The organism is Mycolicibacterium palauense (genome assembly GCF_002592005.1).
In the GTDB taxonomy this organism is placed as follows: Bacteria; Actinomycetota; Actinomycetes; order Mycobacteriales; family Mycobacteriaceae; genus Mycobacterium; species Mycobacterium palauense.
In genome coordinates, this window is sequence record NZ_NVQF01000073.1 from 1 (window position 1) to 20,487 (window position 20,487).

Below are 20,487 nucleotides of genomic sequence, written 5' to 3' on the forward strand. Positions count from 1 at the left end.
CTGCACAGCTACCTCCACGACATTCCGCCCACCGAGTTCGAGGCCGCGTTCTACGATGCTCAACGGAGCGACCAACCGCTGGTCGCAATCCAATAGATCGAGCCTCCGGCAGAACCAGGGCGATTCATGATCTTGCGGTTCGCCTTGTTTAGACGTCGCTGGGCATGTGCGAGGGTCTCCGCAAACACCAATTTCTCCAGGATGTCCTTCGAGCGCTCTGGGGCGATGTCGTGCAAGGCGATGTCCTGCTCGATCTTGTGAACGAGCCGGGAATCGGACGACGCGAGGTAGATCTTTGCGGCAACACCGGCCAATGGAGGAATTGCGGCTGCGACAGCTGTTAACCACCCCGTATTCATTCCGCGGACCCTACAGTCTTGCGATCGGTTCTCATCCGCTGAATGGGTTGGTTTCGTTGTCGTCGCGGCTGTCGTCGCGTTTGGTGACGTTGCGTTCGGAGGCGGGGGTGAGCCCGAACTCGGCGGCGAACGCGCGGAGCTGGGTGCCGGCGGTCTCGGCGATCGCCACGGCCGGATGCCGGTGCACGCGCCCGCTCTCAGGGTTGACCAGCGTGATCCCCTCAGCGCGGTACTGGCGGACCGCGGTGACGTAGCGGGCCCAGGTCTCGCAGTAGGCGGCCAAGGAGGCGCGGTCTTCGGGCTTGATGACGTCGAGGCGCTGCAGCTCGGGGATCACGCGCCGCCATTCGGCCTTGGCCTCCCGGGACAGCCAGGTCGGCGGGGCCGGTGCTGACCGCTTGAACGGCGGCGGTGGTTCGACGATGCGGCCGCCGGAGTCGCGGCCTTCGCTGCGGCCGTTGAGCAGCAGCAGCGCGGCGGGGCGTTTGGTCGGTGCGGCCATCAGGGGCTATCTCGCTCTCGTCTTGCCGCGGCGGCTATCGCGGGCCGTTTTCTCGCGGTGATGTCGCGGGCACAGTGAGGCCAGGTTGGCCCAGGCGTCGGTGCCGCCCTCAGCGAGCGGGACGACGTGGTCGACCTCGGCGGCCAGGCGCCGGCAGTCGGGGTGCTGGCAGTACGGGTGCTCGCGCAGTTGGGTGTCGCGGATCTGTCGCCACCGCCGGCCCCCGGCTCGGGCTGCGGCGCCCTCGAACGCCGGCCGGCACGGGCATGCACGCCCGCGTGGGGCGGGTTGGTGGCAGCGGGAACATGTTCGGGGCGGGGCGGTAGGCACCCGATCACCTCCTGTTCCGAAATTTGCCGCTTTTCCGCGCGGGGGGGAGAGGACGCCCACCGCGGCGGTCGGCCGGCCGGGCGGGGATCTGGGGATTCGAACCCCTTACCCCCAGGGGGGTGCGGTGGCTGCCGGCGTGCCGATGACGAGGTGCACCGGCAGCCAGCCGCACCCGGTCTACTCAGACGCGGTCGCCACCTTCACCACGGCGCCGGGCTGGTTCACCGAGACGCCGAAGCGGCCCTCCACACGGCAGCGGACCTGGTTCTTGCTGAAGTCGTCGTTCACCGCGTCGGACCACTTCACCTCGACCTGGCCGTCGTGGTCGACGGTGACCGCGCCGTCGCCGATCACAAGACCGGTATCGGCGCCCAGGCCCTGGTTGAGGACGACGGGCACGCCCCACAGCCGGCGCGCGACTGGGTCGATCGGCACACCGCGCACGTCGGTGGCGCCTGACGTCACGGACAGAAGCTCGATGGCTTCCCAGTCGGTGGCGTGCAGCACGATCATGCCGGGCATGTAGCCGTTGGCTTCCAACGTCGTGATGCTCTTGCGGACGGTGGTCAGCACGTCGGTGGCGAACGCCTGCACGACCACGCCGGACGTGTTGAGCACGCCGGTCATGCTCTCGCCGGAGCCCGACCCGGCCAGCACCTGCGCCTCGACAGCGACGCGCAGGCCGTAGAGCAGCTCGTCGGAAACGAACCGCTCCAGGTTGACGTTGTCGCCGAGCAGGTAGTGGTCGATGGCTTCGGAGACGTGCGCGACGACGCGGAGCCGGTTCTCGACCGCGACCACTGACACCGTCGACGTCGGCTTGGTGCCGCCGGCGGCGACTGGGGCCGCCTGCAGGGATCTCGCCGACTGGCGCAGGAACGAGTAGGACGGTGTGACAGCGCGGGTCGGCAGCAGATCGAGCACCGACACAGCGGGCCGGCCAGTTTCGACGATCTCGGCCTGCAGAATCGTCGAAGTGGTCTGCTGACCGGCAGCAAGCGCCTTCGTCCCGCTGCCATCGCGCGGCATCGCCTTGATGACACGCTGCGCCATCGCCTTGACGTGCTTGCCGGTCAGCGCCAGGTGCCCCCCGTCCTGCTCGCCGCTGGCGCCGCGGGCCATGTCGTCGAGTGCCCCGACGATCTCGCCGGTTTTGCGGACTTCGGCCACGAACGCGATGTCGCTCTTCGTCTTCGCGATGGCAGCGTCGAGGCCCTTGGCCTCTTCGGTGGCGGCCTCGACCTGTTCGGCCTCGTCGGCGGTGAGGTCGCGCTCCAGCTCGTCGGCGGTGTCGATCAGGTGCTTGACGACTGCGAGCTGGCTGTCGCGGTCCTTCGTGAGTCTGGACAGTCGGTCTTCGAACATGCGTGGTACATCCTTCGGGGTGTCGTGGTAGCGCTTGACTGCTGCGCGGGCGAGCGCCGCGCGGATCGGTCCGGTGGGTCGGCCGGCGGACTTGACCGCGCCGATGAGGGCGCGGTCGTTGGCACCGCGGGCCACGACCGAGATCTCGACGAGGTCCAGATCGGTCAGCTCGTTGCCGGCCGCGGTCTTGGTGCTGTTCTTCACCCGGTAGCCGATGCTCAGCCCACCGACGCGGCGGCCCTTGACGTTGCGATACGCCGCAGCGCCGTGCTCGGTGTCGAGGTCGAACTTCCCGGTGATCGCCAGCCCTTCGGCGGTTTCGGCCGCGGTGACGACGTCGCCGACGTAATTCCGCGGATCGGCCGCCCCGTGTTCCCACAGCAGCGGTACGGGCTGGCCGCCGGCCAGTGATTTGGTGAATGCGCCGCGGCGAACGATGTCGCCGTGGGCGTCGACGTTGTCGAACACCGACGCCAGCCCGGTAAACGTGCCGGTCTGGTCATCAGCGGTCTTGATCGACAACGCAACTGACTTACGTTGCATGAATCGTCCTCTCGGACATGAGATGTGGAGGGATCAACAACGAATCACGGCCGCAAATGCTGGCGGTGTTCGCTGGATCGTCTTGCGGGCTGGCTGGCGGGGTCCAATTCGGACCCGGCCGCCGCGCTGGCTGACTCTCCAACCGCCACGGTAGCACCGGGCGGCGACAACCCGCGGTCACCGCGGCGGCCTGTCGTGCCACAACCGCGCATCCCACTGGCCCGCGTTCTCAACCTCGACGTCGGCGTGCTCGTCGAAACTGAAGATGCTGTCGGCGCGCCGAATCGGCACACGCACCCGCTTCGGTGTCGCACTGTCGTCCTGGTCCTCGGGCTCACTGGTCGCCATGACGCTCCCGGAAGGCCATCGCGTTCGCATCGAAGGCGAGCTCGTCGAGGATCTGCTGGGTATCGACGTCGTAGTACTCCGAGCAGACCTGAATGTGGCGCAACGCCAACGCCAGGGCCAGCTGCACCAGCCGGCCATCGGCCTTGGCCTCGCGCAGCACCGCCCCGACGCCGGGATGGTCTTGGGAGGCCAGCGCCGAGACCAGTCGAGCAGCGCGGGCCATGTCTTCGAAGCGGGCGTCACTCATCGGCGGCCAGCTTCGCGTCCAGGATGGTCCGCTGGAACACCGCCCGCGTGTCCTCCAGGCCCTGCAGCAGCATCAGCGCCGCCACGAGATTGCGGGACTGCACGGCCAGCATCGCCAACGTGGGCTCCAGGCCGGCGGTAGCGGCCTCGGTCAGCGCGGCATCGACGCGATCGGCGTCGCCGTCGACCAGGGCCAAGCCCAGACGGGCCGCGACGGCCTGGTGGGCCGGTTCGATCTCGATGTCGAGTTGTGTCATCCGGGGGTCCTCTTTCGGGTTGGGGTTTTTGGTCGTGGAGTTGAGACGGTGTGCGCGCGCCTACCGCAGCGGTGTCCAGTCAGGGCAGCTCTTGAAATGTCGACCCCCTTACCCCGGGGCCCGGCGGGATGGCCGTCAGGGCCCGGCGCACGGTGGGCTCGCTGGCTCCAGTCGCCGCGGCGATGGCCCGCAGACTCATGCCGGTGCGCCGCAGCGCGGCGAACCGCTGGGCGCGGTGGGTGCGCTCGGTTGCCCGGCCGGGTGCTGGCCGGTCGGTGGTGATGAGTCGGCCGGCGGTGATGCCGAGGGGGCGCTGGTCGGCGGGCAGGCTGTCGAGCCAGGCGGTGCACTGGTGGAGGGCGGGACAGGTGGCGCAGAGGCGTGCCGCTGTCTGGCGGGCGTATTCGAGGTTGTCGGGCGGTTCGCCGCGGACGCCGACGACGGTGGCGTCGAACAGTTCGTGGCGGCCTCGGCAACGGGCGCCGGGAAGCTCAGGGACGGCACCGAGTTGACCGACCATCTCGCCGAAGTGGTCGATCATTCGGCGGACCTCGCTGGACTCGGTCGATGACTGCGTCGCGCGACCGCGTCGGCGTCCCTGCCTACGGCAGGTGGGACGCAGTCCGACGCAGTCGCGGACAGCGGTTCGCCCGACTGCGTCGGACGCGGTGGGACGCAGTCCGACGCAGTGGTGCGAACGGGCTCCGAAGTGGTGATGGTGGTGTCGACTACAGCCCGGTACCCACGCGCGCCACGCCTTCCGGGTACTTCAACGATCCGGCCAGCAACGATCAGATCGTCGACCGCATCTCGGACCGCGGCGTCCGCGAACTCGTCGCCCGTCTTGCGGAGTTCGGCCAGTAGCAGTCGCGTCGAGGTCACGGTGTGCCCAGGCAGCGCGGCGATGGTGGCGCACACGGTCTCGGCCAGACCGGTGTCGTGTTCGTCGGGACCGTCTGCGCTGCTTTTCGGTGCGTAGAGCGTGAGGAAGTCCGGGGTGGTGTTGGTGTCGTCGACGATCAGCGTCCCGAGAAATACCGCGCTGCCGTCGCCGTCGCGGCCATGCAGCTCGACCTGCCCCGGTCGGTCCTTGGTGGAATACACCAGCGAGCGTCCTCGGCGGCCGCGGCCGAATCGTTCCTTGCGGACGAGCGCGAATCGAGTTCCGTCGATCACGGCACCTTTATGGACGGTGCCGTAGGCGTCGCCGCGCAACGGGTCGGCGCTCAGCGGCAGGTGGTCGCATTCAAGAACGGCGGCCCCAGCAGCTTTGAACGGTTCGACCAGGCGGCGCCGTACTACCGACCAGCCCTCAAGGTCGATCTTGACGCCGTGCAGGACCATCGCCTCATTGACGCCGTCAACCACGACCAAGGTCGGGCTGACGGCGAGCAGCGCGTCGAGGCTGCGCGCTGGCCTCGTGGGCGCCACGAATCGCAATCCACACTCGATGGTTGGGGCCGGCAAGCCGATCCGCTGTAGGCGCTCGATGGTCGAGGCCGGCGTTGACTCCTCGAAGTGCAGGTACACCACGCGGTTCCCGGCGAGCAGTTCGGCTGTGACGCTGGCCAGCGCGAACCACGTCTTGCCGGCGGCGGTGTGCGCGATGACGGCGTGTTCGAGGCCCGGGTAGAGCAGCTGTTGGCCGTCTGTACGGCGGACGCCAACGACCGGTGTGAGCGGGGTGACTTCGCCGCGCAGGTACGGGCCCAGGTCGAAGGGTTCCCACGTGCTTGACTCACCGATCGGTTCGTCGTCAGGTCGCGGTTCGGGTGGGCCGGGGTCCTCGGGTGGCCACGGCGGTTCCTCAAGGATGGGCGACGAGTTGAACTCACGTCCATCGAACATGCTGCCCATCAGGCTTCGCCTCGTAGGGCTGCAAGTCGGTCGGCGCAGTCGCGTACGGAGGCCGCGGCGCGTTCGACCATCGGAGCGATGTCGGCTTCGGCGGCTTGGTCGGCGATGGCGGATAGTGCTGCGCCGGCCGCAGAAGTGCGCCGGCGCAGGGCGTCGGCGACGACCGCAGCGGCGTACTCGCGGATAGCGAGGGGGTCGGCGCCGCTGGTGGTCGAGGTCTGCAGTTGTTCGGCGACGGCTGGAGTGAGCGAGGCTGAGCGTCTGAGTTCGTCAAGCACCAGTTGAGGGCCGTGGGGTTGCCGCGCGTAGGCCAGCGCTCGCGTGGTGGCCAAAACTCTGGCCAGTGCGGGGTTTTCTATGTCCTCGTCTTTGACCAGCGCGAGGTGCAGGAGGCCTGGGTCGCGTTGGGACGCCCACAGCGCCGCTCCGACGAGGAGCACGTCGACGCGTGGATGGGATCCGATGGGCAGGACTTGACCTAGACTCGGTGTAGCTTTGGCGAGCTGGGTGGCCGCTTCGACACTGTCGGAGCGGCTCTCTCGTCCGGTCATGCCGACGCAGCCTCACTCAGCCGATCGACGTATGCGGCAAGGGATTCCGAGGTGATGAATCCGCGCCGTCCAATGTTGACCTTGACGATCTCACCGCGCTTGATCAGGTCGTAGATGGTTGTGTGGCCGATGCCACCGAGCACTGCGCGCGCGTCGGGGATCGACACCAATCGCTTGGCTACGTTCTCCATCGGACTCCTGCTTTCGTTCGCTTGTCTCCGCTGATGTCTCAGCGTGTGTTGACAAGCGTGCCAAGATTAGTGCTACGGTTCCATAGCGTTGGCATTGCATTATCTGGGCGTGTTAGTGAAAGGCAGACCGACAGTGGGCTCCGGGGTCACAGCCAGGATCGACATAGAGATAGCGGACGTCGGCGTGATCGGCTGGGTGATGTGGGACATGTTCGGCCCCGAGTCCGAAGTGGACGGTGTGCTCATCCCCGAACAGTTCTACCTACGGTTTCCTGGCAGCAGCGACCAGCCCTCGCTACGAATCGAGTACGTGGTCCGAGACTCCCAGGTTTTCTGCGGGGGTGTCCACCTTGACACGAAACCTGATGGGCGCGAGATCAACTCATCTGATCTGGAGATCATTCGACGTCAGCTTGGCGAGTGGACACGTGCGGCCGTCACTCGCGTGATGCAGTTTGAACGGATCGACGAATCCGGCCGCCTGGCGCGAGGAATGGTCGCCGACGACGAGGCCAAAACGGCCTATCGCTCCCTCAGCAAGAAGCCGAAGCGACGCAAGATCACGTCTAACCATCTCCGCAAGGTTGCATCGCTCTACACAGAGAACATCGACGGCAAACCTTGGGCGGCGATCGCAGAGCACTTCGGCGTATCCCATGCCACTGCTGGACGCTATGTCGTGCAGGCGCGCAAGGCGGGCTATCTCCCTGCAACAGAATCCGGCCGAAAGAAGGCATGACGGATGGGGAAGAACGCGAACGGTGAAGGATCGATCTGGAAGCGGATCAAGGACGGCAAGGTAGTCCGCTACGAGGGCGCCATTACTTACAGCGATGACGGCGGCCGCACCAAGCGCCACACGGTCTACGGCCGTACGCGCGCCGATGTCCGTGACAAGCTTAAGACGGCGCGCGACCGGCTGGAGGCCGGTGCTCCAGTCAAGGATGCGTCCCGAACGGTCGCCGATTGGCTCGCGCAGTGGCGCGTGACCGCGCTGGCGGCCTCTGACCGCAAGGAGTCGACCCGCGCTCTGTACGCGAACCTGAGTCGCCGCCATCTGGAGCCAGCACCGTTCGGGGCGATCCGGCTGGACAGGTTGCGGCCGTCGGACATCGACGGCCTGGTGCTCTCCCTGCGAGCTCGGACCAAACCCGGCAAGGGTGAGGGCGCCGAGCCGGTGCGCGCGCTGTCCGATTCGACGATCCGGCAGACCTACACCGTGCTGCGGGCCGCACTCGATGACGCTGTCCGCGATGCCCTGCTCGCGCGGAATCCCGCGGCGCAGGTGCGCCGTCCAGGCGTTGAGCGGCAGGAGGCGCGCCACCTCGACGGTGACGCCGTGACCGCTGTCCTGCGTGCCGCAGAGGCCTCGCGCTATCACTCGGCACTGCTACTGATCGCGTCGACCGGACTTCGGAAAGGCGAGGCACTCGGCCTGACGTGGGAACGGGTCGATCTCGACGCCGGCACGCTCAAGGTCGCGGCCACGCTCGGCCGTATCAACGACCGGCTGGTGATGACCGAGCCCAAGACGGCGCGGTCAAGGCGCACAGTACCGCTATCCCCCGCCGTCGTGGCGCTGCTCCGCAAGCACAAGGCCACCCAGGCGGCCGAGCGGCTGCAGGCGGCCAATCAGTGGCAGAACTCGGGGCTGGTTTTCACCACAGAGGTCGGCGGGCCGGTCGACCCGCGCAACCTCCTGCGTGTGATCGAGGTCGCCGCCAGAGCGGCCGGCGTCGAGGGCGTCGGCGTGCATACGCTGCGGCATTCCGCGGCAGTGGCTTGGTTGGAGGCGGGCGTGCACATCAAGGCGGTGGCCGACCTGCTTGGGCACTCGTCGATCGCCATCACTGGCGATGTCTATGGCCACACGTCCGATGACACCGCCCGGGCGGCTGTCGAGGGCTTGAGCAAGGTGCTCGGGCTGTGACGGCGCGGGTTGCTGTAGCGGTTGCTGTACATACCCCTCTGCGGTATGCGAAGAGGCGGCCTCGGGGACCTCCGAAACCGCCTCTGACCTGCTACTTCCTTGGTCGGGCTGACAGGATTTGAACCTGCGACCACTTGACCCCCAGTCAAGTGCGCTACCAAGCTGCGCCACAGCCCGCGGTGCTGCCGGGATCGCCGGCGGCGGTCGAAAGCCTACCTCAGAGGTCCCCGCTCACCCCAATCCGGTCGCCGCGCGTCGCGCTCACCGCTGCGGATCCTCGCAGACACTGTCCCCCGACGCCTCGCCGAGCGGCGCGCCGGGGGCGAACTGCGGGGCCCGCGACGCCCGCCAGGCGTAGGCCACCAGGGAGAGCCACACGACGACGATGACCCCGTAGAGGACCGAGGACCACGGCCAGGTGATGCCGAAGAAGTGCACCAGCTTCTGGCTGTTGGTCAGCACGATCAGCCCACCCACGGCGGTGCCCAGCAGCGCGGGGCTGATCCGGCTGACCAGCCAGGCCGCGAACGGCGCGGCGATCACGCCGCCGATCATCAGCCCCAGCACCACCGGCCAGTTGTCCAGGAACTGCTGGCGCAGCCCGATCAGGAAGCCCAGCGACGCCGAGGCCGATACCAGGAACTCCGAGGCGCTGACCGACCCGATGACCGTGCGCGGTGCGGTCTTGCCGCGCGAGAGCAGCGTGGAGGTGGTCACCGGACCCCAGCCGCCACCGCCGGAGGCGTCGATGAACCCGCCGAACAGACCCAACGGGGCCAGGAACTTCGTGGAGTGGCTACTGCCGTGCGAACCGAGGTGCAGCGGGGTGCGCAGCGAGAACCGCAGCAGCACGTAGGCGCCGATGGCCATCAGGATGGCCGCCATCAACGGCGCCGCCGCCTCGGTGGACAACGACGAGAGCACCGTCGCACCCGCGAAGGCCCCTACCGCGCCGGGCAGCCCCAGCTTGGCCACCATCGGCCAGTCGATGTTGCGGAACCGCCAGTGTGAGACCCCGGATGCCAGGGTGGTGCCCACCTCGGCCAGGTGCACCGCGGCGCTGGCCTGCGCGGCACCGACCCCGCTGAGCACCAGCAGGGTCGTGGCGGTGACGCCGAAGGCCATCCCGAGCGCCCCGTCGACCAGCTGAGCGCCGACGCCGACGAGGGTGAAAATGAGAAGCGAACGCATGGGTTCGGCTGCTTTCGATCAGGCGGTCACCTTCGAGGGCGACCGGGAAGAATGGAGGGGTACGCGTCAGGGGCGCGGACAACACCATTCGTCGAAAGCCATGAGACGCCGAGACGGCCAGAACGGCTCCAGGGCAGCAAGATCCGACGGCGCGCTGGCAAGCGTGCGGTCGGTCATCGATGGTCCCCTGTCGGCATCGGGCCCCTCGTGCGAGGAGCCTTCGCAGACAATACACGCTGCGGCTGGCAGCACACCGCTAACCCAGGCTGAGCAACCGGTAGAGCCCGATCAGGCCGACCACGACGATGACCGCGCGCAGGGCGTTGGGCGACAGCCGCCGCCCGTAGTGGGCGCCTAAAAAACCGCCGATCAACGAGCCGAGGGCGATCAACCCCGCCGCGGCCCAGCTGATCCGGTCGAAGGCCACCAGCGTGTAGGCCACCGCGGCGACGATGTTCACCAGCAGCGAGAGCAGGTTCTTGGCGGCGTTCATCCGCTGCACCGACTCGGGCAGCAGTGCCCCCATCACCCCGATCAGCAGAATCCCCTGCGCCGCGGTGAAGTAGCCGCCGTAGACCCCGACCGCGAACGTTCCCGCCACCAGCGCCACCATCCGGCCCGTCGAGACGTGCTCGGCGGACCGTCCCGCCTTCTCGGCGCGGGCCCGGGCGAAGGCCTGGATCCGCGGGCCCAGCACCACCAGGGCCAGCGCGCCGACCAGCAGCACCGGAACCACCTGGATGAACACCTTCTCGGGCAGGTGCAGCAGCAGCCAGGCGCCCACTCCGGCGCCGAGCAGCGACGCCGGCACCTGCCAGCGCAGCCGGTTCATCTGGCCGCGCAGCTCGCGGCGGTACCCCCAGGTGCCCGACACTCCCCCGGCCACCAGGCCCACCGCGTTGGACATCGTCGCGGTCACCGGCGGGAAACCGAGCGTCACCAGCGTGGGGAACGTGATCAGCGTGCCCGACCCGACGAGGGCGTTGATCGCACCGGCACCGACACCGGCCAGGGCGATGAGGACCATGTGGGTGACCGACACCCGGCAGACCCTACCCCCGCGCGATTTCGGTGCGCGCAGTCCCGCTGGGCGGGACGCAGTGCACCGAAATCACCGGGACCTGTTGCCGCGCTTCTCCCGGACGCGCACGTTGACCCGGATCGGGCTGCCCTCGAAGCCGAAGGTCTCGCGCAGCCGCCGCTCCAGGAATCGGCGGTAACCGGCCTCCAGGAACCCGGTGGTGAACAACACGAACGTCGGCGGCCGGGAGGCCGCCTGGGTGGCGAACAGGATGCGCGGCTGCTTGCCGCCGCGCACCGGCGGCGGGGTGGCCGCGACGATCTCCTTGAGGAAGGTGTTGAGCCGGCCGGTGCCGATGCGGGTGTCCCAGGACTCCAGCGCGGTCTCCAGCGCCGGAACCAGTTTCTGCACCGCGCGCCCGGTCATCGCCGAGATGTTCACCCGTGGCGCCCACTGCAGCTGGAAGAGTTCCCGGTCGATCTCGCGCTCCAGCAGGTAGCGTCGGTCCTCGTCGACGAGATCCCATTTGTTGAACGCCAGTACCAGAGCGCGGCCGGCCTCGACGACCATCGACAGGATCCTCTGGTCCTGCTCGGTCAACGGCTGTGAGGCGTCGATCAGCACGATCACCACCTCGGCGGCGTCGATCGCGCCGTGCGTGCGCACCGAGGCGTAGAACTCGTGGCCGCTGGCCTGCCCCACCTTGCGGCGCAGGCCGGCGGTGTCGACGAAACGCCAAGTCCGCCCGCCCAGTTCGATCAGCGAGTCCACCGGGTCGACGGTGGTTCCCGCGACATCGTGGACCACCGAGCGTTCCTCGTGGGCCAACCGGTTCAGCAGCGAGCTCTTGCCGACGTTGGGCTTGCCCACCAGGGCGACGCGCCGCGGGCCGCCAGCGCCCCCGGCGCCCAGCTCGGAGACCTCGGGCAGCACCGCGACCACCTCGTCGAGCAGGTCGGCCACGCCGCGGCCGTGCATCGCGCTGATCGGGTGGGGTTCACCGAGCCCCAGCGACCACAGCGCGGCCGCGTCGGCCTCCTGGCGCTCCCCGTCGACCTTGTTGGCCGCCAGGAAGACCGGCTTGCCGGAGCGGCGCAGGATCTTGGCGGCGGCCTCGTCGCCCGCGGTGGCGCCCACCACGGCGTCGACCACCAGGATGATGGCGTCGGCGGTGCGCATCGCCACCGAGGCCTGTTCGGCCACCAGCTGCTGCAGTCCCTTGGCGTCGGGTTCCCAACCGCCGGTGTCCTGCACGACCAGGCGCCGGTCCCCCCAGATCGCGTCGTAGGACACCCGGTCGCGGGTCACCCCCGGCAGATCCTGCACCACCGCCTCACGCCGGCCCAGGATCCGGTTGACCAGCGTGGACTTCCCGACGTTGGGGCGGCCCACCACGGCGATGACAGGCGGCGGCCCGGCGAACTCCTCGAGCTCGTCGGCGAACCCGGATTCGTCGACCTCCCAATCGCTTTCATCGCTCCAGGTACCGTCGGCCCCGGTATCGGATTCGGTCATGGCTTCACCCCGCTGTGCCGGCGCACCAGCTCGAGCAGATGCGCGACGACTTCCTGCTCGGTCATCTCGCCGGTGTCCACCACCAGCGCGTCCTCGGCGGCGCGCAACGGTGAGACGGCCCGGGTGGAGTCGAGGTGATCGCGCCGGCGCACATCGGCGAGCACCGCCTCGTAGTCACCGGGCAGCCCGGCGGCCACGTTCTGGTCGTCGCGGCGGCGGGCCCGGGTCTCCGCCGAGGCGGTCAGGAAGATCTTGACGTCGGCCTCGGGCAGCACCACGGTGCCGATGTCGCGGCCCTCGACCACCACATTGCCCGGGGCGTGGGCCAGTTCACGCTGGAGGTCCACCAGCCGGGCCCGCACCGCCGGCACCGCCGAGACCGCCGAGACCGCCCGGGTGACCGCCGCACCGCGGATCTCCGCCGAGACGTCCTCGGCGCCCAGGTACGCCCGGTCCTCGTCGGGGTCGTGGCCCACCGACAGCGGTACCTGCACCGCGGCGATGGCCGCCGGATCATCCAGCGGCACACCGGCCCGCAGCACTCCCAGGGTGACGATCCGGTACATCGCCCCGGTGTCCAGATAGCGTGCACCCAGGGCGCGGGCCAGGCCGCGCGACACCGAGGACTTGCCGGTCCCGGCCGGACCGTCCACGGCGACAACGGTGTTCACCACAGTGTTGGTGCCGGTACTCACAGCCCGACCGCCTTGTACAACTCGCCGATCTCCTTGCGCGTCAACGCCCTGAGGCTGCCGGGACGCTGTTCGCCCAGCGAGACCCCGCCGATGTCGGTGCGTACCAGGGCCTCCACCGGAAACCCGACCTCGGCCAGCATCCGGCGCACGATCCGGTTGCGGCCCTCGTGCAGGGTGACCCGGACCAGGGACCGGCCCGGGACGGCGTCGACCACCGCGAAGTCGTCGACGCGGGCGGGGCCGTCCTCGAGCTCGACACCCTCGCGCAGCTGCCTGCCCAGGCCGCGGGGCACATGCCCGGTCACCGTGGCCAGATAGGTCTTGGGAATCTCGTAGGACGGGTGCATCAGCCGGTGGCCGAGCTCGCCGTCGTTGGTCAGCAGGATCAGGCCCTCGGTGTCGGCGTCCAGCCGGCCCACGTGGAACAGGTTCTTGTTGCCGCGCACCCGGTGCTCGACAAGATCGCCGATGCACGGCCGGCCCAGGTCGTCCGACATCGTCGAGAGCATGCCCAGCGGCTTGTTCAGCGCCAGGTACACCTGCTCGGCGTCGAGGACCACCCGGGCACCGTCGACGCGGATCACCGCCGTGTCCGGATCCACCCGGGTACCCAGCTCGGTGACGATCCGCCCGTCCACCTCCACGCGGCCGTCGATGATCATCCGCTCGGCCACCCGCCGGGATGCGATCCCGGCCTGCGACAGGACCTTCTGCAGGCGCACGCCCTCCGGTTGCGGCGCCATCACTCGTCGTCCGCATCGAATGACGGCACGTCGGCCGCGGGGCCCGCGTCGGGGTTGAGCTTCATGAAACGCGGTTCGGAGTCCAGGGATTCGCTGAGGTCCTCGATGACGTCGACATCGGGCAGCAGCGGGGCGATGTCGGGCAGATCGGCCAGCGAGGACAGGCCCAGTCGCTCCAGGAACAGCTCGGTGGTCGCGAACGTCACCGCGCCGCTGTCGGCGTCGGTGCCGGCCTCGGTGATCAGCCCCCGCGCCAGCAGCGTGCGCATCACCGCGTCGACGTTGACGCCGCGGACCGCGCTGACCCGGGCCCGGGTGACCGGCTGCCGGTAGGCCACCACGGCCAGCGTCTCCAGCGCGGCGCGGGTGAGTTTGGAGCGGGCCCCGTCGAGCAGCAACCGCTCCACGTAGGGGGCGAACCGGGCCCGGGTGTAGAGCCGCCAGCCGCCGGCGGCCTCGCGCAGCTCGATGCCGCTGTCCCGCTCGGTGAACTCGTCGGCCATCGCGCGCAGCTTCTCGGCGATGGCCAGCCGCGGCTGTTCGGTCACGGTGGCCAGCGTCTCCACCGGCACCGGGGTGTCGACCACCAGCAGCATCGCCTCCAGCACCCGGCCCAGTTCCTCCTCCGGGAGTTCCGGTGTGGCCTCGACCTCGATGTCCAGGTCGAGAACCGGGCCGGCATCCATGCCGGTGTCCGGGCCGGGTGCGGGGCCGGCGGTGGGCTCGCCGCCGTGCCCAAGGCCCGCGTCGTCCCCGGTCACGATCGACCCTGCATTTCCTCTGACTCCGCTTCCATGTCGTCCTGGTCTTCGTGCAACTGCTGTTCCGTCGGACTTTCTCCGGTCCACGAAACCTGGAGCACACCAAGCGGTTCTGACTGCTCGAATGCTACCGCCCTGGCCCGGTAGAGCTCGAGGAGCGCCAGGAAGCGCCCGACGATCTCGATCGGCACCTGGCAGTCGGCCACCAGTTCGGTGAACGACGCCCATTGCCCGGGCCCGCGCCGCGCCAGCATCGCCAGCAGGTGTTCGGCCTGTTCGGGGACCGAAACGCGCGACGCGTGCAGGTGGTCGGTGGACACCGTGGGCACCGGTCGCGGGGTGAACGCGGCGGCCGCGATCTGGGCGAACGCCTCGGCGTCCACACCGAGCATCACCTCCGGCAGCAGGTCGGCGAAGCGGTCCTCCAGGGCCACCGAACGCGGGTAGCTGCGCAGCGCCGCGGCCTCCAGCTCGGCGAACATCTGTGCGACGTGTTTGAACGCCCGGTACTGCAGCAGCCGGGCGAACAGCAGGTCGCGCACCTCCAGCAGCGCCAGGTCCTCCTCGTCGTCGACCTCGCCGGCCGGCAGCAGCCGCGCCGCCTTGAGATCCAGCAGGGTGGCGGCGACCACCAGGAACGTCGTGGTCTCCTCGAGCTCGAGCCGGCGGCCGATCTCGCGGGTGTAGGCGATGAAGTCGTCGGTGACCTGGTGCAGGGCCACCTCGGTGACGTCGAGGCGGTGGGCGAAGATCAGCTGCAGCAGCAGGTCGAAGGGACCCTCGAAGTTGCTCAGCCGCACCTGGAAGCCGGTGGGGACGGCTTCGGCAGGCTCGGCTCCGTTCGGCGTGGGCGCGGCGCTCACGTTCCGAATCGATCGATGACCTCACGAGCCAGTGACCGATAGGCCTGCGCACCAGCGGATTTGGGTGCCCAGGAGGTGATCGGCTCGCCGGCCACGCTGGTCTCGGGGAAGCGGACGGTGCGGGTGATCACGGTGTCGAACACCAGATCGCCGAACCGCTCCAGCACGCGCGCCATCACCTCGCGGGCGTTGACGGTGCGCGCGTCGTAGCGGGTGATCAGGATGCCGCTGATGGACAACCGGGGATTGAGACGGTCGTGCACCTTCTCGACGGTGTCGGTCAGCAGGGCCAGCCCGCGCAGCGAGAAGTACTCGCACTCGGTCGGGATGATCACCCCGTCGGCGCAGGCCAGCCCGTTGACGGTGAGCAGCCCCAGCGAGGGCTGGCAGTCGATGAGCACGTAGTCGTAGCGGTCGAGCACCGGGTGCAGGGCGCGGCCCAGGGTCTGCTCCCGCCCCACCTCGTTGACCAGCTGGATCTCGGCGGCCGAGAGGTCGATGTTGCTGGGCACCAGGTCCATGCCCGGCACCCGGGTCTTGATCAGCACCTCGTCCATCGACACCCGGGGCTCGACGAGCAGGTTGTGCACCGTGTGCTCGAGGTCGTAGTGCGGCACCCCCAGGCCGGCCGAGAGCGCCCCCTGCGGGTCCAGGTCGACCAGCAGGACCCGGCGGCCGTACTCGGCCAGCGCGGCGCCCAGGTTGATCGTCGAGGTGGTCTTGCCGACGCCGCCCTTCTGATTGCACATCGCGATGACCTTGGCCGGCCCGTGCGACGTCAGCGGCCGCGGTTCGGGAATCGTCCGGTGCGGCCGGCCGGTGAGGCCGACTTCCGGGCTGTCATCAGCGTCGTCGGTCACGCCGACCTCCCCCGAGTGGTCGAACTGGTGGCGCGGACATCCGGGAAAGTCTAGCGGCTGACGGGGCCCGCACCGGCAGACCCGCGGGCAACGTCGCAGCCCAGGTCGCAGCCCAGGTCACGGGGTGCCGGGATCGGCCGGCGCTAGGCTCGGGCGACATGGATCTCAAGCGGCGTCTCCCGGTTCTGCGCTGGTCGTTTCTACGGATGGCGCTGGGTGTGCGCAGCATCGCCACCACCGGCCAGGTCGGCGACGGCCGGGAGGCCGCGGCCGTGGAGTACGTGCTGGCCAACACCCGCGCCGGCGACATCGACGACGTGCTGGCCGGTATCGACCGGTTCGCCTACGAGAAGTCGTTCCTGATCAACGTGGGCGACGAGAAGGGCGCGCTGCTCGACGCCGCGGTGCGCCGCGCCGACCCCGATCTGGCCCTCGAGCTGGGCGCCTACTGCGGATACAGCGCGCTGCGCATCGCCCGTGCGGCGCCGCGGGCGCGGGTGGTCTCGGTGGAGCTCTCGGCGGCCAACGCCGCCAACGCCCGCCGGATCTGGGCCCACGCCGGGGTGTCCGACCGCCTGACCTGCGTTGTCGGCACCGTCGGGGACGGCGGAGCGACGCTGGACGCCCTGGCCGGCGAGCACGGGTTCGGCCCGGGCGCGGTGGGCCTGCTGTTCCTCGACCACGACAAGAACGCCTACCTGTCCGACCTGCTCAGCGTGCTCGACCGCGGGTGGCTTCGGGCCGGGGCGATCGTCGTCGCCGACAACGTCGGGATGCCCGGCGCCCCCGGATACCGGGAGTACATGCGCGAGCAGCAGGGGGTGCGGTTCGACACCGTCGAGCACAAGACCCACGCCGAGTACCAGACACTGATCCCCGACCTGGTGCTCGAGTCGCGCTACCTGGGCCATTGAGCCGGCGGCGGAGCGCGCTCAGCGGGCCCGCGGATGCGCGCCGGCCCACACCTCGCGCAACGCGTGCACAGTGACCATCGTGTAGATCTGGGTGGTGGTGACCGAGGCGTGCCCGAGCAGCTCCTGGACCACCCGGACGTCGGCGCCGCCCTCGAGCAGGTGGGTGGCGAACGAGTGCCGCAGCGTGTGCGGTGACACCGCCGCGGCGATCCCGGCCCGCTCGGCGGCGTCCTGCAACACCTGCCAGGCGCTCTGCCGCGACAACCGCCCGCCGCGGGCGTTGAGGAAGATCGCCGCACTGCCGCGGCCCCGCCGCGCCAGCTCGGGGCGGCCGCGCACCAGGTAGGCCTGCACGGCGGCCACCGCGGGGCGGCCCACCGGCACCAGCCGCTGCTTGCCGCCCTTGCCGCGCAGCAGCACCGAGCGGGCCTCGGTGTCGACGTCGTCGACGTCGAGGCCGACGGCCTCGGAGATCCGCGCGCCGGTCGAGTAGAGCAGTTCCAGCAGCGCCCGGTTGCGCAGCGTGAGCGGCCCGTCGGCGGGTCCGTCCCCGCCGGCGCCCTCCAGCAGGGCCAGCACCTCGTCGACGGTCAGGCTCTTGGGCAGCCGCCGCCCGGGTGTCGGTGGTTTGACCGCCCGGGCCACGTCGACGACGGTGAGTCCCTCGGCGGCGGCGAAGCGGTGCAGCCCGCGCACGGCGATCAGCGCCCGCGCGGCCGAGACCGCCGACAGCGCCGCGACGCCGGTGTCGGGGTCCCCGCGCCGCAGCGCCACCAAAAAGTCGCTGACGTCGGTCTCGGTGACCGCGCCCAGGTCCTCGATGCCGCGGGCACGCAGGTGTTCGGAGTAGCGGCGCAGGTCGCGACGGTAGGAGCTCAAGGTGTTGGCGGCGACCCCCCGCTCGATGCTCAGGTGGTCGAGGTAGCCCTGCAGCTGTTCGTCGAGCCGCGCCACCCCCGCGGGCTTGACGGTGGTCACCGGGCCGCCCCAGAGCTGCGCAACCGGGCGGCGAACCGGGTGGAGCGGTCCGGCCAGGGGGTGCCGACGGGGCGCGCGGCGGCCGTGCCCTCGGTGACGGCCCGGGCCGCCAGCAGGCCCGAGACTGCCAGCGAGTTGACGATCTCGCCGCGGAACACCATCGCGACCGCCTCGGCCAGCGGGAACCACCGCATCGTCATGTCGGCTTCCTCGTCGGTGGCGTGCGCCCGGCCGACCTCGCTGAGCCCGGTGGCCAGGTACACCCGCACGCTCTCGTCGCTGAACCCGGGGGCGGCGACCACGTCGATGAGCACCCCCCAGTCGCGGGCGGCCAGGCCCGCCTCCTCCCGCAGCTCGCGCGCCGCGGTGACGCTGGGCTCCTCGCCGTCGACGTCGAGCAGCCCGGCGGGCAGTTCCCAGAACCGCCGGCCCAGCGGGTGGCGGTACTGGTAGACCATCGCGACGTTGCCGCCCTCGTCGAGGGCGACCACCGCGACGGCGCCGTAGTGTTCGACCACCTCGCGGCGGGCGGTGCCGCCGCCGGGCATCGCCACCTCGTCGGCCCGCAGCGCGAAGATCTTGCCGGTGTAGAGCGTGTCGCTGCCGACGACCTCGAACTCGTGCCGGGGGCCGGGGTCAGCCACGGGCCGCGGGTTCGCTGACGTATTCGGTGCCGTTGGCCCGCTCCTCGGCCTCCAGATCCTCCAGCGGCAGCCGCTCGGCGGCCTTGTACTGCATCGCGGCGCCGACGAACGCGACGAACAGCGGGTGTGGTCGGGTCGGCCGGCTCTTGAGCTCGGGGTGCGCCTGTGTGCCCACCAGGAAGGGATGGACCTCCGGGCGGTATTCGACGAACTCGACGAGGTGACCGTCGGGTGAGGTGCCGCTGAACCGCAGACCGCTCTCGGCGATCTTCTCGCGGTAGGAGTTGTTGACCTCGTAGCGGTGGCGGTGCCGCTCGGACACCTCGGTGTTCTGATAGGCCTGCGCCACAATCGAATCCGGCTCCAGCACGGCGGGATAGGCGCCCAGCCGCATGGTGCCGCCGAGATCGGCCTCACCGGCGACGATGTGCTCCTGGTCGGACATCGTGGAGATCACCGGATCGGGGGTGTCGGGATCGAACTCCGAGGAGCTGGCCTCGGCCAGCCCGACCGATCGGGCCGCCTCGATGACGATGCACTGCAGCCCCAGGCACAGCCCCAGCACCGGGATCCCCCGGTTGCGGGCATACCGGATCGCCCCGATCTTGCCCTCGATACCGCGGATGCCGAACCCGCCCGGGATCAGCACGCCGTCCACGTCGGACAGGGCCGCGGCCGCGCTGCTGTCGACCTCGCAGTCATCGGAGGCCACCCAGCGCATCTCGACGCGGGTGCGGTGGGCGAAACCGCCGGCCCGCAGCGCCTCGGCGACCGACAGGTAGGCGTCGGAGAGGTCGATGTACTTGCCCACCAACGCGATCCGGACCGTTTCGCGGGGTTCGTGGACGCGCCGCAGCAGGTCGTCCCATTCCGTCCAGTCGACGTCGCGGAACGGCAGGTTGAGCTTGCGGACCACGTAGGCGTCCAGCTCCTCGCGGTGCAGCACCTTCGGGATGTCGTAGATCGAGGGGGCGTCGGGGGTGGAGATCACCCCGTCGATGTCGACGTCGCACATCAGGGCGATCTTGTTCTTCAGCCCCTCGGGCACGTCCCGGTCGCAGCGCAGGATCAGCGCGTCGGGGGTGATGCCGATGTTGCGCAGCGCGGCCACCGAATGCTGGGTGGGCTTGGTCTTCAGCTCCCCCGACGGCTTGAGGAACGGCACCAGCGACACGTGCAGGAAGAAGCAGTTCTCCCGGCCGACCTCGTGGCGGACCTGGCGGGCGGCCTCCAGGAACGGCAGCGACTCGATGTCGCCGACCGTGCCCCCGATCTCGGTGATCACCACGTCCGGGCGGTGCCTGGAGGCGCCGGGCTCGGCCATCGCCAGGACCCGGTTCTTGATCTCGTCGGTGATGTGCGGGATGACCTGCACCGTGTCGCCCAGGTACTCGCCGCGGCGCTCCTTGGCGATCACCGCCGAATACACCTGCCCGGTGGTGACATTGGCCGACCCGGACAGGTTGCGGTCCAGGAAGCGCTCGTAGTGCCCGACGTCGAGGTCGGTTTCGGCGCCGTCCTCGGTGACGAACACCTCACCGTGCTGGAACGGGTTCATGGTGCCCGGGTCGACGTTGAGGTACGGGTCGAGCTTCTGCATGGTGACCTGCAGGCCGCGGGCGGTCAGCAGCTGGCCCAGGCTGCTGGCGGTCAAGCCCTTGCCGAGCGAGGACACCACGCCGCCGCTGACGAAAATATGCTTGGTCGCGGTCTGCGGGTGCTTGCGTAACGATGGCAAAGAACAACCTCCGTGGCACTGGGGCAGGGCTGTCTTCTGAGGGCTTCAGTCTGGGCTTCAGCCCGGGCCTGAGCCTGGTGAGGGG

Annotated in this window: 24 protein-coding genes and 1 tRNA gene; 3 read left to right on the top strand and 22 right to left on the bottom strand. The window is 69.7% G+C overall.

Features of this window, described 5'->3' with window-relative positions; translation table 11 throughout:
• Nucleotides 1-390: 390 nt before the first annotated feature.
• From CSR00_RS22820 to CSR00_RS22860, 10 genes are all read right to left on the bottom strand, one after another.
• Nucleotides 391-861 carry a phage terminase small subunit P27 family gene (locus tag CSR00_RS22820; protein WP_099024705.1) on the bottom strand — a complete coding sequence of 157 codons (471 nt, stop codon included), beginning with the start codon at nt 859-861 and terminating at the stop codon, nt 391-393.
• Nucleotides 862-867: 6 nt separating this feature from the next.
• Complete coding sequence (locus tag CSR00_RS22825) at nt 868-1,251, bottom strand: HNH endonuclease (RefSeq protein WP_328514757.1); 384 nt, start codon at nt 1,249-1,251, stop codon at nt 868-870.
• Between the two features lie 117 nt (nt 1,252-1,368).
• Entirely contained in the window at nt 1,369-3,099 is a 1,731-nt protein-coding gene (locus CSR00_RS22830; protein ID WP_099024707.1) for an HK97 family phage prohead protease, read from the bottom strand.
• Nucleotides 3,100-3,276: 177 nt separating this feature from the next.
• Nucleotides 3,277-3,447 carry a hypothetical protein gene (locus CSR00_RS30785; protein ID WP_176562208.1) on the bottom strand — a complete coding sequence of 57 codons (171 nt, stop codon included), beginning with the start codon at nt 3,445-3,447 and terminating at the stop codon, nt 3,277-3,279.
• A complete protein-coding gene (locus tag CSR00_RS22835) occupies nt 3,434-3,694 on the bottom strand; it encodes a hypothetical protein (RefSeq protein WP_099024708.1) in 261 nt (86 codons plus the stop codon). Before CSR00_RS22835 ends, CSR00_RS30785 begins: the two co-directional genes overlap by 14 nt.
• Entirely contained in the window at nt 3,687-3,950 is a 264-nt protein-coding gene (locus CSR00_RS22840; protein ID WP_099024709.1) for a hypothetical protein, read from the bottom strand. The genes CSR00_RS22835 and CSR00_RS22840 overlap by 8 nt, the downstream gene beginning before the upstream one ends.
• A 79-nt stretch (nt 3,951-4,029) precedes the next feature.
• On the bottom strand, nt 4,030-4,491 hold the full coding sequence (locus CSR00_RS30790; RefSeq protein ID WP_176562209.1) for a helix-turn-helix domain-containing protein: 462 nt from the start codon (nt 4,489-4,491) through the stop codon (nt 4,030-4,032).
• Entirely contained in the window at nt 4,488-5,807 is a 1,320-nt protein-coding gene (locus CSR00_RS31360) for a P-loop NTPase family protein (protein WP_245906425.1), read from the bottom strand. The genes CSR00_RS30790 and CSR00_RS31360 overlap by 4 nt, the downstream gene beginning before the upstream one ends.
• Nucleotides 5,807-6,358, bottom strand: a complete 552-nt coding sequence (locus tag CSR00_RS22855; RefSeq protein WP_141564444.1) for a hypothetical protein — start codon at nt 6,356-6,358, stop codon at nt 5,807-5,809. Before CSR00_RS22855 ends, CSR00_RS31360 begins: the two co-directional genes overlap by 1 nt.
• Nucleotides 6,355-6,549, bottom strand: coding sequence for a helix-turn-helix transcriptional regulator (locus tag CSR00_RS22860; protein ID WP_099024711.1), 195 nt, complete (start codon nt 6,547-6,549; stop codon nt 6,355-6,357). Before CSR00_RS22860 ends, CSR00_RS22855 begins: the two co-directional genes overlap by 4 nt.
• Nucleotides 6,550-6,637: 88 nt before the next feature.
• On the opposite strand from CSR00_RS22860, the gene CSR00_RS22865 reads away from it, so the two are divergent.
• Together CSR00_RS22865 and CSR00_RS22870 are read left to right on the top strand one after the other, a co-directional pair.
• Nucleotides 6,638-7,288, top strand: a complete 651-nt coding sequence (locus CSR00_RS22865) for a hypothetical protein (RefSeq protein ID WP_176562210.1) — start codon at nt 6,638-6,640, stop codon at nt 7,286-7,288.
• Nucleotides 7,289-7,291: 3 nt separating this feature from the next.
• Nucleotides 7,292-8,479 carry a tyrosine-type recombinase/integrase gene (locus CSR00_RS22870; protein ID WP_099024713.1) on the top strand — a complete coding sequence of 396 codons (1,188 nt, stop codon included), beginning with the start codon at nt 7,292-7,294 and terminating at the stop codon, nt 8,477-8,479.
• A 100-nt stretch (nt 8,480-8,579) separates the two neighbouring features.
• On the opposite strand, the gene CSR00_RS22875 is transcribed toward CSR00_RS22870, so the two are convergent.
• The 9 genes from CSR00_RS22875 to CSR00_RS22920 all read right to left on the bottom strand — a co-directional run bounded on the left by CSR00_RS22875 (nt 8,580) and on the right by CSR00_RS22920 (nt 16,128).
• Nucleotides 8,580-8,656 (bottom strand) — tRNA-Pro (locus tag CSR00_RS22875).
• An 84-nt stretch (nt 8,657-8,740) separates the two neighbouring features.
• A complete protein-coding gene (locus CSR00_RS22880; protein ID WP_099024714.1) occupies nt 8,741-9,670 on the bottom strand; it encodes a sulfite exporter TauE/SafE family protein in 930 nt (309 codons plus the stop codon).
• Nucleotides 9,671-9,926: 256 nt separating this feature from the next.
• Nucleotides 9,927-10,712: a sulfite exporter TauE/SafE family protein gene (locus tag CSR00_RS22890; RefSeq protein ID WP_099024716.1), complete on the bottom strand. Its 786-nt coding sequence runs from the start codon at nt 10,710-10,712 to the stop codon at nt 9,927-9,929.
• A 69-nt stretch (nt 10,713-10,781) separates the two neighbouring features.
• Nucleotides 10,782-12,206 carry a ribosome biogenesis GTPase Der gene (der, locus tag CSR00_RS22895; protein WP_099024717.1) on the bottom strand — a complete coding sequence of 475 codons (1,425 nt, stop codon included), beginning with the start codon at nt 12,204-12,206 and terminating at the stop codon, nt 10,782-10,784.
• Entirely contained in the window at nt 12,203-12,877 is a 675-nt protein-coding gene (gene cmk, locus CSR00_RS22900) for a (d)CMP kinase (protein ID WP_099024732.1), read from the bottom strand. Before cmk ends, der begins: the two co-directional genes overlap by 4 nt.
• 20 nt (nt 12,878-12,897) lie before the next feature.
• The gene (locus tag CSR00_RS22905) at nt 12,898-13,644 is read right to left on the bottom strand and encodes a pseudouridine synthase (RefSeq protein WP_099024718.1); all 747 of its coding nucleotides are present in this window, start codon (nt 13,642-13,644) and stop codon (nt 12,898-12,900) included.
• Nucleotides 13,644-14,330: an SMC-Scp complex subunit ScpB gene (gene scpB, locus CSR00_RS22910; RefSeq protein WP_099024733.1), complete on the bottom strand. Its 687-nt coding sequence runs from the start codon at nt 14,328-14,330 to the stop codon at nt 13,644-13,646. The genes CSR00_RS22905 and scpB overlap by 1 nt, the downstream gene beginning before the upstream one ends.
• 71 nt (nt 14,331-14,401) lie before the next feature.
• On the bottom strand, nt 14,402-15,268 hold the full coding sequence (locus CSR00_RS22915; RefSeq protein ID WP_099024719.1) for a segregation/condensation protein A: 867 nt from the start codon (nt 15,266-15,268) through the stop codon (nt 14,402-14,404).
• Entirely contained in the window at nt 15,265-16,128 is an 864-nt protein-coding gene (locus tag CSR00_RS22920; RefSeq protein WP_099024720.1) for a ParA family protein, read from the bottom strand. The genes CSR00_RS22915 and CSR00_RS22920 overlap by 4 nt, the downstream gene beginning before the upstream one ends.
• 158 nt (nt 16,129-16,286) lie before the next feature.
• Between CSR00_RS22920 and CSR00_RS22925 the strand changes: the two genes are divergently transcribed.
• Nucleotides 16,287-17,042: a class I SAM-dependent methyltransferase gene (locus CSR00_RS22925; protein ID WP_099024721.1), complete on the top strand. Its 756-nt coding sequence runs from the start codon at nt 16,287-16,289 to the stop codon at nt 17,040-17,042.
• Nucleotides 17,043-17,060: 18 nt separating this feature from the next.
• Here CSR00_RS22925 and xerD read toward each other — a convergent pair whose 3' ends face one another.
• Genes xerD through CSR00_RS22940 form a run of 3 tightly spaced genes read right to left on the bottom strand, consistent with a single transcriptional unit; the run spans nt 17,061 to nt 20,402 of the window.
• A complete protein-coding gene (gene xerD, locus CSR00_RS22930; protein WP_099024734.1) occupies nt 17,061-17,996 on the bottom strand; it encodes a site-specific tyrosine recombinase XerD in 936 nt (311 codons plus the stop codon).
• A gap of 20 nt (nt 17,997-18,016) precedes the next feature.
• Entirely contained in the window at nt 18,017-18,664 is a 648-nt protein-coding gene (locus CSR00_RS22935) for an NUDIX domain-containing protein (RefSeq protein ID WP_245906427.1), read from the bottom strand.
• Nucleotides 18,657-20,402, bottom strand: coding sequence for a CTP synthase (locus CSR00_RS22940; protein ID WP_099024722.1), 1,746 nt, complete (start codon nt 20,400-20,402; stop codon nt 18,657-18,659). The genes CSR00_RS22935 and CSR00_RS22940 overlap by 8 nt, the downstream gene beginning before the upstream one ends.
• Nucleotides 20,403-20,487: the final 85 nt, after the last annotated feature.

Bases quoted from the DNA above. Each gene is read 5' to 3' on its own strand.
- CSR00_RS30785 (WP_176562208.1), bottom strand. From the start codon at position 3,447: ATGGCGACCAGTGAGCCCGAGGACCAGGACGACAGTGCGACACCGAAG.
- CSR00_RS22830 (WP_099024707.1), bottom strand. From the start codon at position 3,099: ATGCAACGTAAGTCAGTTGCGTTGTCGATCAAGACCGCTGATGACCAG.
- CSR00_RS22840 (WP_099024709.1), bottom strand. From the start codon at position 3,950: ATGACACAACTCGACATCGAGATCGAACCGGCCCACCAGGCCGTCGCG.
- CSR00_RS22905 (WP_099024718.1), bottom strand. From the start codon at position 13,644: ATGGCGCCGCAACCGGAGGGCGTGCGCCTGCAGAAGGTCCTGTCGCAG.
- CSR00_RS31360 (WP_245906425.1), bottom strand. From the start codon at position 5,807: ATGGGCAGCATGTTCGATGGACGTGAGTTCAACTCGTCGCCCATCCTT.
- CSR00_RS22880 (WP_099024714.1), bottom strand. From the start codon at position 9,670: ATGCGTTCGCTTCTCATTTTCACCCTCGTCGGCGTCGGCGCTCAGCTG.
- der (WP_099024717.1), bottom strand. From the start codon at position 12,206: ATGACCGAATCCGATACCGGGGCCGACGGTACCTGGAGCGATGAAAGC.
- CSR00_RS22870 (WP_099024713.1), top strand. From the start codon at position 7,292: ATGGGGAAGAACGCGAACGGTGAAGGATCGATCTGGAAGCGGATCAAG.
- CSR00_RS22860 (WP_099024711.1), bottom strand. From the start codon at position 6,549: ATGGAGAACGTAGCCAAGCGATTGGTGTCGATCCCCGACGCGCGCGCA.
- CSR00_RS22855 (WP_141564444.1), bottom strand. From the start codon at position 6,358: ATGACCGGACGAGAGAGCCGCTCCGACAGTGTCGAAGCGGCCACCCAG.
- CSR00_RS22820 (WP_099024705.1), bottom strand. From the start codon at position 861: ATGGCCGCACCGACCAAACGCCCCGCCGCGCTGCTGCTGCTCAACGGC.
- scpB (WP_099024733.1), bottom strand. From the start codon at position 14,330: ATGGATGCCGGCCCGGTTCTCGACCTGGACATCGAGGTCGAGGCCACA.
- CSR00_RS22925 (WP_099024721.1), top strand. From the start codon at position 16,287: ATGGATCTCAAGCGGCGTCTCCCGGTTCTGCGCTGGTCGTTTCTACGG.
- CSR00_RS30790 (WP_176562209.1), bottom strand. From the start codon at position 4,491: ATGATCGACCACTTCGGCGAGATGGTCGGTCAACTCGGTGCCGTCCCT.
- CSR00_RS22835 (WP_099024708.1), bottom strand. From the start codon at position 3,694: ATGAGTGACGCCCGCTTCGAAGACATGGCCCGCGCTGCTCGACTGGTC.